Origin of the sequence: Rhizobium sp. BK313 (assembly GCF_014193655.1) — a bacterium.
In the GTDB taxonomy this organism is placed as follows: Bacteria; Pseudomonadota; Alphaproteobacteria; order Rhizobiales; family Rhizobiaceae; genus Rhizobium.
Genome location: NZ_JACHZQ010000003.1, coordinates 604,597 through 621,419, shown reverse-complemented (window position 1 = coordinate 621,419; position 16,823 = coordinate 604,597). Strand labels below are relative to the sequence as shown.

Below are 16,823 nucleotides of genomic sequence, written 5' to 3'. Positions count from 1 at the left end.
GCTAATGCCCGTTAAAGACGCCGAGGAAGGCATCGGCGAACTGGCTGATCATCGCCGCTATACTGAGATAGAGCATGAACAGCCCGCCCATCAGCAGATAGGGTGTGGAGATAAAATAGATCGGAATCTGCGGCGCAAGCTTGTTGATGAAGCCGATCGAAATCTGGAACATCAGACCGTAAAGCAGAAAAGGGCTCGCCAGCCGCAACATGATGAAAAAGGTCGATTCCAGCGTGTCCGTCACCGATACCAGCGAGGTGCGCGCATCGATATGGCCGCCGAAGGGGACGACGGAATAGGAATCAACCAGCGCCTGCAGGACGTAGTGGTGGAAGTCCAGAATGAACAGCATCATCAGTCCGCAGAAGCTGATCATGCTGGTGAGAGACGTCTCGTTCGATTCCTCGATGATGTCCATGCCGCCCGGAGCATTGAAGCCGATCAGCATCGATATGACGGTGCCGGCAAATTGCAGCCCGAGCGTATAGAGCCGTGCCATCATGCCGTACATCAGGCCGATCACCGTTTCGCTGAAGATCAGACCAATGTAGGTGGCGCCGCTTTTGGACACCTCCGGATAGATCGTGTCCCAGAGAAGCGGCAGGATCGCCATCGAGAGCGCAGCCGAAAGGAGCAGCCGAATCTGCGGCGGCACGCGGCCTGACGAAAACCCCGGTAGCACCATCATGCAGCCGCCGATGCGGCAGAAGGCGAGAAACAACGCCAGAATGGTGCCCTGGGGGTCGGATATCATGAAATGGAACCTAGAATCTTGATCTCGATCCCCTTGGCCAATTCCACATGCGACAAAACCGGCAGGGTCGCGAACAGGCGTTCGATGATCATGCGCACATAGGAGCGCGTTTCCGGCGATGTGACAAGCACGAAGGGCATGCCGCGGTCCATGTATTCACGGATAACTTTGCCCGCCTGCTCGCTGAATTCTTCGAGGTTGCGCGGATCGATGTCGAACTCGACGATTTCGCCCTTCTGGTCACGCTTCAGCGCCTGATGGAAGATCAGGTCCCATTTGCTGCCGAGGCGCAGAACGCGCAGCACGCCGTTATCGGCCAGGTCGCCGCAGAGCTGCTGCGCCATGCGCACGCGCACATGTTCGACGATCTGTTCGGTCTTGCGTACATGCGGCGCGAGTTCGGCCACTGCTTCCAGAATAAGATGCAGGTTGCGGATCGAGACGCGCTCGGCAAGCAGGAGCTTCAGCACGGCCTGCAAGCCAGAATAGGACATATGTGACGAGCAGATCTCGTCAGCGAGTTTCTTGTATTCCGGATCGAGGCGATCGATCAGGATCTTCACGTCCTTATAGGAGAGCAGTGCCGGCAAGTTGTTGCGGATGACTTCGCTCATGTGGGTCAACACCACGGAGACATTGTCGATCGGCTGGAAGCCTTCGCGCTTCAAATCCTCGGTAAAGGCTTCAAGGACGGAGACGGCGGGCATGCCGAAGGCGGGCTCGCGGATCTCGTCGCCCGGAACGGTCGGCTTGCGGCCTGAGCCGGTCACGACGAGCACTTCGCCGACCCGTAGAATGTTGGAAGCGACAGTCGTGCCATGGATACGGATCTGATAGGACTTGTCGGCAATGGCGATGTCGTCGGTCACCTTGATTTCCGGCACCACGAAACCGTATTGCGTCGCGAATTTCTTGCGCATCTTGCCGACACGGAAAGCCAGCTCCTGATGCGCCCCGAGCAGCCGGGTCGAAACGATCTTGCCAAGCGCCAGTTCGATTTCCGAGGTCGTCAGAACCGACTTGACCGAATCCTTCTCCATTTCCTTCGTCTGCATCACCTTCTTTTCCTCAGCGTCGCGACGAAGCTTATTTTCAGCTTCGACCTGCCGAGGAATGAGCCAGGCGCCGGTTGCCATCAGGCCGCCGAGGAGGAGGAAGGGAACGAATGGCATGCCCGGCATGACGGCCAGGATGCCCATGAGGATCGCAGAGACGGCGAGCGCGCGAGGATAGCCGCTCAGCTGATTGATAACCGCCTGATCGGTGGAGCCGGCGGTGCCGCCGCGCGAAACGAGAAGGCCGGCAGCGAGCGAGACGATGAGCGCCGGCATCTGCGACACCAGACCGTCACCGACTGAGAGCTTGACGAAAACGTCAGCCGCCTGGCCGATCTGCATGCCATGGCGGAAATAACCGATAATGATGCCGCCGAAGATATTGATGCAGGTGATGAGCAGGCCGGCGACGGCATCGCCGCGCACGAATTTCGAGGCACCGTCCATGGCGCCGAAGAAAGAGCTTTCCTCTTCCAGTTCCTTGCGCCGCCGCTGTGCTTCCTTTTCGTCGATCAGGCCGGCCGACAGATCGGCGTCAATCGCCATCTGCTTGCCGGGAATAGCATCGAGGGTGAAACGCGCGCCGACTTCAGCGATACGCGTCGCACCCTTGGTGATGACGATGAAATTGATGGTGATCAGGATCATGAAGACGATCAGACCGATGACGAAATCGCCGGACATCACCAGACTGGAAAAGCCCGCAATCACACCGCCAGCCGCATCATGCCCCTCATAGCCATGCGAGAGGATGACGCGTGTCGTCGCAATGTTCAGCGACAGACGCGTCATGGTGGCGATCAGCAGGATGGTCGGGAAGGATGAGAATTCAAGCGGCTTCTTGATCCACAGTGCCACCATCAGGATCAGCACCGAGAGCGCGATCGAAAAGGCCAGACCCATGTCGATGAGGAATGGCGGGATCGGCAGGAACAGCACGCAGAGGATGACCATGATACCGAGGGCAAACCCGATATCACGAACGCTGGGATTGGCTTTGGGAAGTGCTAATGCGGGTGGTTGCGCCATCGACCGGTTCCGTCTCTTCATGAGAGGGGGCAAACGGCTGACCCGTTTGCCCTATTCGGTCAGATCATTAAAAGGCGAAGCTTGCGCGAGAATGGCCTCGCGCTTGTCGCTGGACGTGATCTCTTCCCGAAAACCGTTTCACGCTCTTCGGGATCACGTCCTAGAAACCCGACTGGATTCGGGAGAAGACGAGGTTGGTGAAGATCGAGATCTGCGAGCCGACGAAGGGCGCCGTGATGCCGACGGTCACCATAACGGCGACGATCTTTGGCACGAAGGTCAATGTGGCCTCCTGCACTTGGGTCAGCGCCTGGATCAAGGCGATGACCAGGCCGACGATCATGGCTGCAAGAACTGCCGGGCCGGATGAGACGAGCACCGTCCAGATCGCCGCCTGGAAGATATCCAATGCATCGGCTTCATTCATGATATCTTCATCCTTTAGTTCAGCCGGCTCCTCATGAGCCGCTAGTCGGGTCAGTACTATCGCTGTTGTTAGACGAATCGCTACTGTCACTATTATCCGACGCTGGCGGCGGATCAATCGTCGTTCCCGCGGGAGCGACTGTAACGCCGGCCTGCAGCAGGACTTTGTCGCCTGCATCGGTTTCCGCGATAATACCGTCCGAATAGACGCTTACTTCCTTGATGGTGCCGGTCACCGTGCCGTCGGCACTCATGATCTGTTTGCCGATATAGTCCGATGCCTGCGAAATCCATTGGTTCTGCAGCACCGTTTCCAGGTGCGAGTTCGTCTGGATCTGTTGTTCGACCTGAGAGAAGCTGGCGAGCTGCGAAATCTGCTGGCTGGCATCCATCGGGTCGGTCGGGTCCTGCGTCTTCATCTGGGCGATGAGGAGCTGGAGGAAGTCGTTATAGTTCAGGCTGGCGCTCGCCGATGCCGCTGCAGCATTACTCGAGCTGCTATTGTTGTTGCTGCTGATCTGACTGACCGGATCTACCGCCACGGCGCAATCTCCCGGCGAATGTGCTCGATCGTCGCTGCCGGCATTTCCTGGTTGTGAAGAATGTTGTCTTCGATCGGATAGAGGCCGCGGATCGCCTTCAATGCGTCGAAGGCGCGGCCGGTAGCCACGAGGCCGTCGATGCGCTTCAGCTCAGCCAGCACTTCCTCGTTACGGAAGCATGAGAGCAGCATGACGATCGACTTGCGGAACATTGCCGTCGATTGTTCCTTGCCTTCCGGATTGATGAGGATCATCTGCGCGATGAAATAGAGCTGGCGCAGCGGCGTGGTCGCATCCTCCGGCTGGAGAACGTGGTTCTCAAGCAGGAAGGTCACATCATTCAGGAATTCCAGGGCGACCTTGCGGTCAACCCGCAGCACGGCCCCGTTGATGAAAATTCTTTCCCCGGCTTTAAGCGATATGCGAAGCGTACTTTTCATTTAAGTCCATCCCTGATGATGGTGGTGACATCGATGATGCCTTGATAATTTTCCGACTGCCGCCTCCGGATCCTGTCGCATTCCTTCAGGATCCAGAGTGCGATGGAGATAAGATTGGCACGCAGTTCGACGTTAAGCTGGTTCTCTGGACTTTTCAGATCCTCGATAAAGCTGATCCAGACACGTCGTGTGTAGAACAGCGCCTCGATCGCTTCGCGGCCGTACTTCCCCTTGTCACGGGCCGCGGAGAGAAGAGCTATCGACCGGTCCAGAACTTGACGTTCTCGCTCTTTGGCGTCGGCCACTGCATCCTGCATGACTTCCGCATATGAGAACTGATACATTCATGCATCCTTCCTGGTCATTACATCCCTTTGATCATCAAAGGTAATTTACAAGGCTCAGCTGCTGTATCTTGGAGACGATAGTATAGGCTGTCTCAAGCTGAGTTTCGAGGCTATTGACCTTGGTCGAGGCCTCATAAGGATCAACCCCGGTAAGATCACCGATATTAGTGTTAATGATGTCTTTCTGCGCGTTCAGCGATGTGTTGGCATCGGTCAGACGCGATTGCGACAGGCCGAGCTGACTCGACTGATCGTTGATCCCGTCGATCGCCTGACGCGTATAGCTTGTGGCCTGATCATTGACTGCATTCAACGCGTCCTGGCTCAAGTTCAATGTCGGATCCATCAACGAATTGACGACGGTAGTTGCGAGCGCCAGGTAGCGCATGCCCGGTTCATTGGCGTTGGTCGAGGAATCGATCACTTCCGAGTTGCTAATGCGGCTCGACATGTTCTGATCCGAAGCGTTCGACCAGCTTGCCCAGTTGTCAGGCGGAGAAGCGGTGTCCGAAGTGAACATCGGCTCGACCGTGGTGGTGATGAAATCCTTCATCTGGTCGCCGGTGAGTTGGTCGACGGTCGTGCCGTTATCGCTGGCATATTGCGTCAACGCCGCCTGGATAGTCGCAGTTGCGTTGGCTGTATTGTCGTTTATCGGCTGCACGTCGGTATTGGTTCCGGCGAAGAGATATTCCCCGTTGACCATCGTATTGGCATCGGAGACGAAGCTGGAAAGCGTCGCACTTGCCGTCTGCTGCGTCAGCGACACGCTGCTGCCATCGGTGTTGCCGCGCAGCGCCACCAGTTGGTCCATCAGCTTCTGTGCCTGGCTCGACATGTCGCCCAGCGCCGTCTGCGACGACGACATGCGCTGGTCGGCAATCGAGTTGCTGCCGAGCAATGAATCGATGCGCGTTACTTCCCGGGTGAGGTTGACGCTGAGTGCGGTGTTGCTACCCAGCGCAACGCCGATATCGGCATAGACGCCGGTCGTCGCCTCGGTCGAAGCATCCGTCATCTCATTCTGCGCCTGACGGATCGTCTGGCGCATAGCGTTCTGAATGGCTGCGCTTGATATGAAGGAAAGTTTCATGACTTAGCTCGCAATATCCAGTACCGATTGAAGCATCTCGTTCACGGCGTTCAATATCTTCGTTCCCGCCTTGTAGGATTGCTCGATGTCCATCATCAGCGTCAGCTCTTCGTCGAGGTTGACACCGGTCTGGTTTGAATAGACCTCCGATGAACGCGACAGCGCCGCAGAGGTATTTTCCCCTGCCGTCGTTGCCGAGCTGCGCTGGTCTTCCAGCCAGCCGATCGAATCGGACGCGTAATCCATGATGCTTGCCGTCGTGTCGGAGCCGGCGTTGGGATCGAAGTCCATCTTCGTATCCATGCCCGTGACGTAGGAGTCGAGCAGATCGGAATAGCCGCTATCGCCGCTGGTATTGACGGTATAGCTCGTGTCCGGAGGAGTGCCGGAAGGGTCGTTGTTGATGCCGCCGTCACGCAGCAACGTCGGATCGCCACCCTGCGACGTGATCAGCTTCGGATTGACCGCAATCGTACCTGCCATGCCGGCGACGGCGGTGGCATCCGTGGGCACGTCACCGCCGCTCCAGGTGAAGAGGCCGGGCAGCGCAGGTTGGGTGGGGTCAGCCTGGTTCTTCTCCGAAAACATCGTCACCAAGCCGCGCGCGATTTCATCGAGCTGCTTCTGGTAGGTCGGAGCGACATCATCCCGCACCTGCAGCGCCGCCTGAAGACTGCCCTGCGCCGTCGTATCCGCCCCCTGACCAGGCTCGAGCGCCACGCCGTCGATATAGACGTTGTTGCCGACAGTACCATCCGTGTAGGAATTCGTCGGCGTGAACGTTACCGAGCGCGCTGTCGTTTCGAATAGCGTCGCGCCGCCGGTGGTGTAGAGCGCCATATCGCCGTTGTCGCGTGTCACCGTGGTGACGCCGACGATCTGAGAAATCTGCTTCAGCACTGAATCGCGCTGGTCGAGAGCGTCTGACAGCGCCGAGGACGTGGGACCGGCGTTCGCGGTCGCGGTCTTGACCGAATCGTTTGCCTGCTGGAACTGCTGCAGCAGACTGTTCAGCGAATCGACATCCGAGCTGATTTCGTTGTCGGCGTCCGTGCGTATTCCGTTGACGGCCGTGGTGGCGTTGTTCAGCGAATTTGCAAGGTCCTGGGCGGCGTTGATGGCAGATTGCGCCGCGGTGGTGCTGGCCGGCGAACCGGCGAAGGTCTGCATTGCCGTTTGCAAGGCAGCAAGGTAGGTGGACGGCGCGATCTCGTTATCGTTGCCGCCGATCGTTCCGGATTGAATATCTTCGTAGCCCTGCAGCAGGCGTTGCTGAGCGGCGTCATCCGACGTGCTGCCCAGGAATGCTTTCTGCAAGGACGGTTCGTTGGCGCGGGCGATCTGTACGACCTGCGCGCCAGCCATGTCCGTCGTCAACATCGCCTGGCGGCGGGTGTAGTCCGCGTTGCCGGCATTGGCGATATTGTTCGATACGACACTGCTTTGCGTGCCGGTATTGTTGAATATCGCTTGCGCGTTATTGAGTGCTGTTGTGAGCGACATGGCTGGCCCGGTACCCTATCGTGCTAATTAACGTTGCAGGTTGACGAGAACGTCCAGAAGGTCGGAACCAGCCTGAAACACCTTGGAATTTGCGGTGTAGCTTTTCTGCGCTTCGATCATGTTCGTCAGCTCGCTGGCGAGGTCGACGTTGGACTCTTCCAGCGCACCCGATTGGATATAGCCAAAGCCGCCGGTCTGCGGGAAACCGGTGACCGTAACGCCGGACTGACCATTGGCAGAATAGACGTTGCCACTTTCGAGCGTCAGATTGTCGGGGCTGGCCACCGTTGCCAGCGGAACGCGATAAAGCGACTTGCTGGATCCATCCTTGTACTGTGCGGTTACCGTGCCGTCCTTGTCGATCTTAACGTCCGTCACGGGGTTCGGCGCCTGGCCGTTCATCTTGCCGGTCGCGTTAAAGTCGGTGGCAACCTGAGTGAAGCCCGACATGTCCAAGCTGATCGTTTGGCTGCCATTGGTAAGCGTCAGAGGCGAGCTCGCGGTAATCGTACCCTCGTCGCCGCCGCTGCTGATCAAATTGCCGTCCGAATCGAAATTCATCGTTCCCGAGGTCACTGGACCGGAGGAATAGGGGAACGGCGAATCGCCGGTTGCAGCATCAGCTTGATTGAAGACGGCCACGTCCCAGGTATCGGGCGTGCCCGCTGCGGGGTCGCCGTCGGCGGTCTTGGTGAAGTAGACGTCGTAGGTAATCGCGTTGCCCTGACTGTCATAGGCAATGATCGACGTCTTCTTGTAGTTGGCGGTCGTCGAGCCGTCCGACGCGTTGTCGGAAGGCAGCGAGTCACTCGCGTCCGGCAGCGCGGAGTTGGAATCGAGGTTGCCTTCCAGGGAGCCTTGCGACGACGCGATTGCAGTGACGCCATTCTGGCTGACATTGATCGGCACCAGGCCACTGAAGCCATTGACGACCACGGATGGCGAGCCGGAACCATAGGGATAGCCCATCAACGTGAAGCCGGCAGAATTGACCAGATTGCCCTGATCATCCGGCGAAAAATCACCCGCGCGAGTCAGAAAAGTTTGTCCCGATGCACCCTGGACGACGAAGAAGCCGTTGCCCTGGATCGCGAGGTCCGTGTTCGACGTCGTATAGGATACGTCACCCTGCTGCGAAATCGCGTAGTGAACCGTCGTCTCGACGCCGCCGGAATTGTAGCTGCCGTTCGAAGAAGGCAGGACGAGGGAGGAAAAGCTCGTCGATGCTTCCTTGTAGCCGGTGGTGTTGGCGTTGGCGATGTTGTCAGAAACAGTGCCCAAACGGTTCGCCTGGGCATTCATCCCTGAAACCGCGGTTTTCATGCTGCCGAAAATGCTCATCTGGAATCCTCGTTTTCCTCGTAAGGCTGAGAGTAGGGGGTGGGCCTTGCGTGAAGCTGTCTGAAAAGAGGAAAAGCCGGTCGTCATGAAGCAGCTTTTCGAAGATTACTGCGACGCGTCCTATGAAGCGATTAAGGGGCGCAGTAACAGCAAGAATTGGCACACCTTCGCATCCGAACATCGCGATCGATGTTCGGGGCCCGCGTATAATTCTGGGAATTGGGAGGAATTCTGGGAGGGAATTACACGCGGGGTTCGGGCGTTGCTACGCCAAATCCTGATTGAAGCATCAATTCCAATCGATGCAGTAGCCAAGGAAGCGCTTGGAATCGACCGGATCGAAACCGAGCTTCTTGCGCAACTTCTTGCGCAGCTTGGAAATATGGCTTTCGACGACATTCTCTTCGACTTCTTCGTCGAAGATGCCGTAGATCGCGTTGAAGATCTGCGTCTTGGTGACCCGGCGACCGCGGTTGGAAATCAAATATTCCAGGATGCGCCGTTCGCGCCGCGGCAGGGCGAAGACATCGCCGTTGATCTCCGGGTCACGGCCATCGGCGAAGACTCGGATCTGACCGATGTCGGTGTAGCTGGTGATCGCCTTCAGCCTCCGGCGGATCGCAGCAGCCCTAGCCAGGATTTCACGCGGATGCACCGGCTTTCGCACGACATCGTCGACGCCGCAGTCGAAGAGCGCCAGTGTCGATTCCAATGAGGGCTGATCACTGACAGCAATGACGGGGGCCAACGACCGGTCACGAATCGCCCGAGGCAATTCGTGCACATGTTGTCCCTGTCCGATCAGAAATGCTTCGACCGCGGCAATATCGCCGTCCGCAGCAGTCGTGACCCATTCGCCGAATTCCCGGGGGTCAAACCCCGTAGACGGGATGCCCTCGCGCCCAAAGAGAGAAGTATAGCCGTCCTTAACGAGCTCACGCTCATCAACCACTACGATCATTCGTCCGCCTCCGAATCAGTGTGGTGTTTCGATGGACTATGGGTACGAATCGCGCGAATCACGAACAACTGTCGGAAATGAGTGACGGGAATTAACAATTGATTAAGATTTGGGGGGCGATTTGCACTAGATGTAGTGGGTGCTCTTCGATTTACACCGATAAAAAAGTAGTTAGTTAGTATATTATGAATATAAGTAGTTCATGGCATTCGTATGTTGTCAACCATGCCAAAAGGGTTAGCGGTGACGCACGCTGAGCGAAATACAACTTTTAGTTAGTTCAATTCTGGCAAAAAGCCGCCGCATTGGGCGTCCATTTTCCGTATCCGGTGGCAACCAGATTGGCGATGACACGGCAGACATAGACCTTCTGGGCGGGGTCATTGTTTGGGCCGGCATGGTATCTTGCTACCGCCATCGTCCAGGTTTCATGCCTGTCATGAAGGTCGCGGAGGAACTTGGCGGCGTATTCGACATTGCGATGCGGGTCGAACATATCAGCAACCGAGGCAAAATTTTCGCCGTGAAAATACTGGTTGATTTGCATGCAGCCGATGTCGATCAGCTTCGCCCCGCTTTGTTTCGCTGCGACGAAGGTCTGCAAAGCGGCGTTTTCGGAAGATGGAAAGACCGGCTTACCTTCTATATTGAGAGCATAGGGATAGAGCGAGCCCTTGCGCCCGGTCTCCGTCAAGCCGACCGAATAAAGGATCCCCTCCGGTATCCCGTATTTCGCCGCAGCAGACTGGATTTCGCGCTCACAGAGGCCGGCGGCACCGGTATCAGGCGGAGCTCCGTTCGCAGAGGCAAGGGCGTCAGAGGTAAACGTCGCCAGAGCGCAGGCGCTGAGCAATGCTAGCAGCGCCATCTTCCGTGCCGCGTTCGCCCGAGCTGCGATTGCCGTCATTACCATTTGCCTGCTGCCCTGAATAGCTCTGTCCCTTCGGTCGCGCGTCCCCACCCTGCCCCTGATTCATTAAGGATTGCTGTTGGGACTGCCCCTGGAAGCCGGATTGCTTGCCGCTATCCGATTGCTGATCCGCGCTCGAGGCCAGGGTCACAGTGATAGAGTCTACCTGATAACCCTGGGCGCGCAATGCGTCGACCATATGGCTCTGATCGGCGTGGAGCTGCCGATAGGCTTCGCTGGTCTGCACTTTGAGATCGACACTCAACTGATCGCCCGAAAGCCGCATGGTGGCGGTGACTTCGCCGAGATCGTTGGGATGCAGTTGGATCTTAAGCGTATTGACGACCTTGCCGGTGCTTGTCCAGCTCGCAGCATTGGAGAGAGCGGAACCCGGCTGCATCGCACCCGACCACTCCCCGTCTCCCGCAAGGGCGCCGGTGACAAGCGTCGCGTTGGAATTGGCTGCAAGACCGAGATAGCGGCGGGAATCGAGCACCGTGACAGTCTCCGCATTACCGCTTCCCGATGCCTTGACGTCGACCTGTGCCGTGTCGTCGCTGCCTTTGCTGATCGACATGTCGAGCGACCCGCCGCGTCCGTCGGCGCGCACGAACCGGAAGGTCTGTGCCGTGGTGGTATCGTCGCCAGTACCCGTAGGTGTCGGGTTGGTATCCGTGGCGTTTGCTGACGTGTCCTTCAGCGCCACATTCGCGAGTTTCGGCAAAGACTGATCCGGCTCTGCCTGCGTCTTCACGTCGGCACCGGCAAACACATTCGCAACGCTCTGCGGTGCAACCGCGACCGTGCTGGCCGTCTGTGGGACATTCAGAAGCGACAGCGCGTCCGATGCTGCACCGCTGGCTTGAGCGCCCTGCGTCACCGAGGACTTACCATCGTCGGTGGCTGACGCAGGCTTACCGGTCTTGACTACCGGCGTCTGCGCTTTGCCGTCGCCATCATTCTGCACAGGCTGATTGCCGGCAATCGCGTCCGCCAATTGTTGCGCGATATCATCGAGCTGATCCGAGGTCTGAGACTGGCCCTGGGCCTGGACTTGGGTCGCATCCGTATTGCCGGCCGGATTGGTCGCCAGAGCCTTATCGGCAGGTGCTTGATCTGCCGGGGCCGGATTTTGAAGACCCATCAGCGATTTCGAAAGATTTGCCGCATCTGTCCCCTGCGGAAACTTAGCTCCCCCAGGCTGCTTGGTTCCCTTGGCCAGTTCAGCGAGATTGGCGATATTGGTTGCCGACGGATCTCTCATGCCGCTTACGGTGTTGGTGCTGTCATCCTCGGCTGGAGCAATCGCTGTTGGATCGCCCGCCGAACCTTTCACCTTATCCGCATCTGTTTTGGTATCAGTCCCGGTCGCCGCATCGGCTGTGTCCGCATCGCCCTTGGCGGCCGTGTCGGATTTGCGCCCGTTGCCAAGCGAACTGGTCAGTGCGTCCAGAAACCCTTTGCCGTCACTGTCATCCTGCTTGGCAGAACGCCCGCCTTTGCCAATAGCGACCAGATCGGCCCCGGGTGGGGCACTGGAGATACCGATATCCATCATGATCAATGACTTTCCTGCTTCAACAGGCCGTCGATGGCGTCAAGCTTCGAGCGGCTCGTCGTGACGAATGCGTTGAATGAAGAGTCGGCCTCCTGCCTCCCTTCCTCCGGGGTGTGAGCCGCCTTTGCGGTGGCTCCCTCCTCAACACCCGCCGTGCCAGGGGACTGGGCCCCAGGTTGGTTCGTCACAGCAGCATCGTGTTCAGTATTTTCTTGATTAGGCACATTAAGGGGTGAGACTTGCGTCAGCCTTGCCGGATCCGGAGCACGCAGGATCTCGTCTGCCACCATCTTTGCAGCGTCGCGCAGGGCGCGATCCTGTTCGTTTAATTCGCCGGCGGGCATCTGGTCTATATTGCGGACCGCCGCCCCCAAATCGGGCGTCGAAACGCCGGCGACGCCGCCATAAAAGCTCGCCAGCGCGCCGAACGCGTCGCTGCCGTCATTGGATATCGCCTGGGCACGCCCGGAAGCGAGTGCAGCGAGATCGGCCTTGCCGGCGATCGCAGCGCGACGCGCCATGCGCAGATAGATTTCGCGCTGCCGCGGCGGGTCCATGAAGGACAGGATATCGATAATGTCCTCTTGCTTGACGTCAGCGTCATGATCAACCACGAGCTGCACGAAGAGGTCAGCGAACTGGCTTGCATAGGGCGAATGCAGGAAGCGCCTCGTATAGCGCTCTGCATAGTCGAGGCCCTGGGGCACCATGCCGGTGTCGCTACAGAGAGCGAGGGAACGACGCAGCGCCGATTCCTCGACGATAGTGCCCGGCGACGTCAGGCGCGCCCAGTCATAAAGCTTAAGGGCCGCCTTTGGGTTCTTGGCGGACATAACATTGGCTGCAACCAGCGAGAGATAGGGGCCGATTTTCTTGTCGCGATATTCCTTGGCAATGTCGGCAAGCGTGTTGACCACCAGCAGCCCTTTGCCGTTCAAATATTTCCTCAGGACATCGGCAACGCGATTGTCGAAATTGCCGTTGACGTCGCGCGACATCAGATATTCCAGCGTTGCCGGATTGCCGCCGCTCATCGCATAGATCAACGCTGCATCGACATTGCGGCTGTCGTCGAAGACCGACGTATCGGCGGTGCGCAGGCGCTCGTCGATGGTCGACAGCATGAAACGCTGCATCTCACCAGCCGAGCTATCGCCCGCAACCACGGAATCCTGGATGAATTCGAGCGAGCGCAGCATCTTATAGGGCGACAAGCTGTCCGGACCGTCAGCACGTACGATCCCCGGCATGAACATGCCGAGGGTCAAAGCGAGCGCGAGGCTATGACGATGCTGGATGCGCGCCATGGACTATCCTTGTTTGCCTTGGCTTGGCTTGCCTTGGCCCTGTTTACCCAGACCCTGCTTGCCCTGGCTCGGCTTGCCTTGATCCGGCTTGCCTTGCGTGGGCTTGGCTGGGTTTTGATCGTTTGGATCCGTCTGATCCTTCGCAGCCTGGCTTGAAGCGCCCTGAATCAGGATCTCGATGCGGCGGTTGGCGTCGTTGAAGGGGTCATCAGGCAATTTCAGCCGACGGTCGGCGAAGCCCGAGACCTGTGCTATCCGCTTCTCGTCCAGCCCGCCATTGGTGAGCATGTAATAGGCGCTCTGGGCGCGGTCGAGCGACAGGCGCCAATTGTCGTTGTGGCCATCGACCATATAAGGACGCCCATCGGTATGGCCGCGGATCAGGATCGACCCCTTGCGGTCCGCAAGAATCTTGCCGATCTTCGCCATCGCCAGCACCATCTCCTGGCGCGGAACGGCCGATCCGATGTTGAACATCGGGTCATTGGTCTGATCGGAAATCGTCACCAGAAGACCGCCTTCGGCCGGCGTGACCTGAAGGCCTTCGGCGAGCTGACCGCCAACACCGCTGATCTGCTTCTGGATCGCCTGCTGCAGGTCCTTGGCGTCCTGCTGTTGGTCTTTCGCCGGCGCAACGTCCTTGTTCTGCATCGCCGCGGCGCTGCCTTCGAATGTCGAAGCATCGCTTTGCTCGGCGGCAGCGTTGGCGGTCTGCTGGTTCGGCGCCTGCTTGGCAGCCTGTTTGTTCTGTTGTTCCTTGCCTGGGTTCTGCTGGTCCGTCGGCGCCTGCTGATCGCTCACGGTCGGTTGCTCCTCCGGAGTCTGCGGCTGGGTGGCCGGCTGACCGGAATCGGCGGCCGTCGCCTTCGAGAGGGCGATCACTTCGCCCTTCGGCGACTGGTCGGATTTTGCCGACTGTTCTTCGTTAGCGTTCTTCGAAGCACTGGAAACTTGCACCTGCTTGGTCCAGAAATCCGGATCGAAGGGATCGCGATAGGCTTGCCCGCCATCCGCACCTGTGGCGGGACCTGACTGGGCAGCACCGCCCTCACCCTTGGCGCTGACATTGGCTTGCTGACCGACCTGCTGAGCGATTTCGGCCAGAACCGAATAGGGATTCTCGAAGAAATCCGCTTCGGAATAGTTGGTCTGGTCGCCGGAAGTCGAGGTCTGATCCTCGCCGCTGTTGGCGGACTTGCCGTCGTTCGGATTGTCTTCCTTGTTCTTCGACTTCGCCTGATTCTTTTGCCCGTCAGCCTGATCGACGGGCTTCTTCAGGCCCTTCTCCGTCGGCTTTTCGTCGGCGAGCTTGATCGGGTTGAAATAGGATGCGACCGAGGCCTTCGTCTCTTCGTTTGCGGCATTCACCAGCCACATCACCAGAAAGAAGGCCATCATTGCCGTCATGAAGTCCGCATAGGCTATCTTCCATGCGCCGCCATGACCGCCTTCATGATCACCGCCGCTATGTCGCTTGACGATGATGATCTCGTGTTTGCCTTGATTTTGATCGCCATCGCTCATTTCAGAATCTCTTTCAGACTAGCGGCCCAGGCGGACATACGGGTCACGAGAACGCTCTCTCCGATGGTTACGGTAAGATCGACGTCTCGAGCCTCCACATGGCGCAGCAAAACGCCATTTTGGCCGATACGCGCATGCAGCATCTCGAAGAGATGACGGGGACCGCTGACCGTAATCGGGCCGGCCGCACCATCGAGAATCGTCGCCGCCACCCGCTCAGCGAGATCGGCGACGGCCTTGGCCGTCAGCGCTTCTGTCATGATCGGCGCAAGCGCAGCGGCCGCCTCCGCGCTGATCGCCTGCCCGAGAACCGTGGCAAGCCCCCTCAATCCGGCGGCAATCTTCTCCGCAGCGCGATCCTCGAATCGGGCGCGCAATGCATCCATCTCGCCTCGATGAGTTTCGGCGATCGTGTCCAGTTCCGCCTGATGCCTTTGCATCAATTCCTGCGTTGCCGCTTCGTGCCCTTGCGCATAGGCGTCGCGGCGCTCCGCCTCGATATCGACCGGCGGCTCCATCGGGCTTTCGGGAAAGACCGAAGTTTCTTCGAAAGGCATATCCGGCATTCCGGAGGACGGCGGCGGCTCGGTGCTGAAGTCCTTGAGATATCGGGATAGCGTCGCGCTCATGCTGGCATCCTCCCGTTTTCATCCGCAGAGAGCCGCGAGTTGATGCCTCGACAGGCCCCTTGAATTTTCATGCTCAAAACGTCGATCATCACGCTTCCGGTTTCCGTCCTGCGGTCACGCCTTCCGGGCGTGACGTCGAACGTCACCGGAAAATAGCGCAGCCATGCCATTACGATGGACCGTAGGGGGTCAAACTTGTGCGAGGATGAATGCGGCCGCCGCGGCCATCCTGGCCGCGCCGAGGCGAAATCAGTTTGACTGAAGGAGGATCAGCACCTTGCTCGCCATAGTGTTGGCGATCGACAGCGCCTGAGTCCCCATCTGCTGCGCGGTCTGAAGCGCACTTTGACGCGCCGATGCCTCTTCCATATTGGTATCGACAAGATTGCCGACGCTGATCTTGATGGCATCGCTGAGCTTGGAAATGTAGTCCGACTGGTCGTCGATACGGGATTTCATCACGCCCAGCGTCGAATCCGCTGAGGTCACCGATTTCAGGATCGAGTTCGTCACATTGATCATATCGGTGAGTTGATCATCCGTCGTGCTGTCGGAAATGGAAATTTCGGTGCCGTCGGAGGGTGGCGTACCGGAATCCGCGGCCAGGAGATAATAGTTGCGGGGCGCCGACGTTTCACCGGACGTGTCGAACGTACTGGCGTCGACATTCTGCGTCAGCAGCCCGCGGCTCGGCTTGGCTGTGTCGATCATCAGGGTTTGCGAACTATCGTAATTGATCGTTACAAGGTTGACTTGGCCGCTCGAACCACGCGTAAAATTGCTGATGACGGATTGCTCGAGATCTGGTTGCTCATCGGTGTTGTAGAGCCAGTTCTCACCGGAGAAGGACGCGGACTGCGTAACCGATTGCAGTTGGCCCTTGAGCTGCTGAATGTCCGCATTGACCGCGGACTTGTCGGTACCTGGCTCCTCGGCGGAAACCAGTTTGGCCTGGATCTGGGTGACGAGGTCGACAACCGAATCCATGGCGGTGGAGGCGGTGTCGACTTTTGAGGCGCCGAGGCCGAGCGCGTCGGAGATGGTGGAAAGACTGCTCTGGTCCGACTGCATCGTCTTCGACATCGACCAATAGGTCGGATTGTCACTCGCGTTCTCGACGCGATACCCGGACGAAACCTGTTCCTGCACCACACCAAGATCTTTGTTGACGCCGCGCAATACGGTCAGCGCGGCCAAAGAGGCGGGGTTCGTCGTCACATTGCTCATCGGAAAATCCGTAATTCTATTGGGAAACGGCAGACCGGACCGATCCGGCAGCAACGATCGGCCTCATGCCCGCCAGCGGGAATGATCCCAACGCGGCCCGTCGCTAAAAACAAAGCCCTGAAATCGGTTCCAACGAAATCGGTCGAACACCGGGCTCTGCGCAAATACTGCAAATCA

Annotated in this window: 16 protein-coding genes; all 16 read right to left on the bottom strand. The window is 58.3% G+C overall.

Going from position 1 to position 16,823, the window contains the following annotated elements; genetic code table 11:
* Position 1: 1 nt before the first annotated feature.
* Positions 2-754, bottom strand: a complete 753-nt coding sequence (fliR, locus tag FHT86_RS19435; protein ID WP_133708456.1) for a flagellar biosynthetic protein FliR — start codon at positions 752-754, stop codon at positions 2-4.
* Positions 751-2,838, bottom strand: coding sequence for a flagellar biosynthesis protein FlhA (gene flhA / locus FHT86_RS19430; RefSeq protein ID WP_133708455.1), 2,088 nt, complete (start codon positions 2,836-2,838; stop codon positions 751-753). The genes fliR and flhA overlap by 4 nt, the downstream gene beginning before the upstream one ends.
* Before the next feature lie 160 nt (positions 2,839-2,998).
* Positions 2,999-3,265 carry a flagellar biosynthesis protein FliQ gene (fliQ, locus tag FHT86_RS19425; protein WP_028751226.1) on the bottom strand — a complete coding sequence of 89 codons (267 nt, stop codon included), beginning with the start codon at positions 3,263-3,265 and terminating at the stop codon, positions 2,999-3,001.
* A gap of 31 nt (positions 3,266-3,296) precedes the next feature.
* Positions 3,297-3,806 (bottom strand): flagellar hook assembly protein FlgD, encoded by a 510-nt coding sequence (gene flgD, locus FHT86_RS19420; protein ID WP_133708454.1) that lies wholly within the window; start codon positions 3,804-3,806, stop codon positions 3,297-3,299.
* Positions 3,797-4,246 carry a flagellar biosynthesis repressor FlbT gene (flbT, locus tag FHT86_RS19415; RefSeq protein ID WP_133708453.1) on the bottom strand — a complete coding sequence of 150 codons (450 nt, stop codon included), beginning with the start codon at positions 4,244-4,246 and terminating at the stop codon, positions 3,797-3,799. The genes flgD and flbT overlap by 10 nt, the downstream gene beginning before the upstream one ends.
* Positions 4,243-4,590, bottom strand: coding sequence for a flagellar biosynthesis regulator FlaF (gene flaF / locus FHT86_RS19410; RefSeq protein ID WP_133708452.1), 348 nt, complete (start codon positions 4,588-4,590; stop codon positions 4,243-4,245). Before flaF ends, flbT begins: the two co-directional genes overlap by 4 nt.
* A 37-nt stretch (positions 4,591-4,627) precedes the next feature.
* Complete coding sequence (locus FHT86_RS19405; protein ID WP_133708451.1) at positions 4,628-5,686, bottom strand: flagellar hook-associated family protein; 1,059 nt, start codon at positions 5,684-5,686, stop codon at positions 4,628-4,630.
* 3 nt (positions 5,687-5,689) lie between these two features.
* The gene (gene flgK, locus FHT86_RS19400; RefSeq protein ID WP_133708450.1) at positions 5,690-7,189 is read right to left on the bottom strand and encodes a flagellar hook-associated protein FlgK; all 1,500 of its coding nucleotides are present in this window, start codon (positions 7,187-7,189) and stop codon (positions 5,690-5,692) included.
* Positions 7,190-7,216: 27 nt separating this feature from the next.
* Positions 7,217-8,530, bottom strand: a complete 1,314-nt coding sequence (locus tag FHT86_RS19395) for a flagellar hook protein FlgE (RefSeq protein WP_133708449.1) — start codon at positions 8,528-8,530, stop codon at positions 7,217-7,219.
* Positions 8,531-8,819: 289 nt separating this feature from the next.
* Positions 8,820-9,491, bottom strand: coding sequence for a transcriptional activator Rem (gene rem / locus FHT86_RS19390; RefSeq protein WP_133708448.1), 672 nt, complete (start codon positions 9,489-9,491; stop codon positions 8,820-8,822).
* 280 nt (positions 9,492-9,771) lie between these two features.
* Entirely contained in the window at positions 9,772-10,359 is a 588-nt protein-coding gene (locus FHT86_RS19385) for a transglycosylase SLT domain-containing protein (RefSeq protein WP_133708447.1), read from the bottom strand.
* Positions 10,307-11,959, bottom strand: a complete 1,653-nt coding sequence (locus FHT86_RS19380; RefSeq protein ID WP_133708446.1) for a flagellar hook-length control protein FliK — start codon at positions 11,957-11,959, stop codon at positions 10,307-10,309. Before FHT86_RS19380 ends, FHT86_RS19385 begins: the two co-directional genes overlap by 53 nt.
* A gap of 2 nt (positions 11,960-11,961) precedes the next feature.
* Positions 11,962-13,266 (bottom strand): chemotaxis protein MotC, encoded by a 1,305-nt coding sequence (motC, locus tag FHT86_RS19375; RefSeq protein WP_133708445.1) that lies wholly within the window; start codon positions 13,264-13,266, stop codon positions 11,962-11,964.
* Positions 13,267-13,269: 3 nt separating this feature from the next.
* Positions 13,270-14,790 (bottom strand): MotB family protein, encoded by a 1,521-nt coding sequence (locus FHT86_RS19370; protein ID WP_133708444.1) that lies wholly within the window; start codon positions 14,788-14,790, stop codon positions 13,270-13,272.
* On the bottom strand, positions 14,787-15,419 hold the full coding sequence (locus FHT86_RS19365) for a hypothetical protein (RefSeq protein ID WP_133708443.1): 633 nt from the start codon (positions 15,417-15,419) through the stop codon (positions 14,787-14,789). Before FHT86_RS19365 ends, FHT86_RS19370 begins: the two co-directional genes overlap by 4 nt.
* A 249-nt stretch (positions 15,420-15,668) precedes the next feature.
* Complete coding sequence (locus FHT86_RS19360; RefSeq protein ID WP_133708442.1) at positions 15,669-16,646, bottom strand: flagellin; 978 nt, start codon at positions 16,644-16,646, stop codon at positions 15,669-15,671.
* Between the last annotated feature and the right edge of the window lie 177 nt (positions 16,647-16,823).

Coding starts and splice junctions, on each gene's coding strand:
- motC (WP_133708445.1), bottom strand. CDS start 13,266: ATGGCGCGCATCCAGCATCGTCATAGCCTCGCGCTCGCTTTGACCCTC.
- FHT86_RS19370 (WP_133708444.1), bottom strand. CDS start 14,790: ATGAGCGATGGCGATCAAAATCAAGGCAAACACGAGATCATCATCGTC.
- FHT86_RS19385 (WP_133708447.1), bottom strand. CDS start 10,359: ATGGCGCTGCTAGCATTGCTCAGCGCCTGCGCTCTGGCGACGTTTACC.
- fliQ (WP_028751226.1), bottom strand. CDS start 3,265: ATGAATGAAGCCGATGCATTGGATATCTTCCAGGCGGCGATCTGGACG.
- rem (WP_133708448.1), bottom strand. CDS start 9,491: ATGATCGTAGTGGTTGATGAGCGTGAGCTCGTTAAGGACGGCTATACT.
- FHT86_RS19405 (WP_133708451.1), bottom strand. CDS start 5,686: ATGAAACTTTCCTTCATATCAAGCGCAGCCATTCAGAACGCTATGCGC.
- fliR (WP_133708456.1), bottom strand. CDS start 754: ATGATATCCGACCCCCAGGGCACCATTCTGGCGTTGTTTCTCGCCTTC.
- flbT (WP_133708453.1), bottom strand. CDS start 4,246: ATGAAAAGTACGCTTCGCATATCGCTTAAAGCCGGGGAAAGAATTTTC.
- FHT86_RS19395 (WP_133708449.1), bottom strand. CDS start 8,530: ATGAGCATTTTCGGCAGCATGAAAACCGCGGTTTCAGGGATGAATGCC.
- FHT86_RS19365 (WP_133708443.1), bottom strand. CDS start 15,419: ATGAGCGCGACGCTATCCCGATATCTCAAGGACTTCAGCACCGAGCCG.
- flgK (WP_133708450.1), bottom strand. CDS start 7,189: ATGTCGCTCACAACAGCACTCAATAACGCGCAAGCGATATTCAACAAT.
- FHT86_RS19380 (WP_133708446.1), bottom strand. CDS start 11,959: ATGATGGATATCGGTATCTCCAGTGCCCCACCCGGGGCCGATCTGGTC.
- flaF (WP_133708452.1), bottom strand. CDS start 4,590: ATGTATCAGTTCTCATATGCGGAAGTCATGCAGGATGCAGTGGCCGAC.
- FHT86_RS19360 (WP_133708442.1), bottom strand. CDS start 16,646: ATGAGCAATGTGACGACGAACCCCGCCTCTTTGGCCGCGCTGACCGTA.
- flhA (WP_133708455.1), bottom strand. CDS start 2,838: ATGGCGCAACCACCCGCATTAGCACTTCCCAAAGCCAATCCCAGCGTT.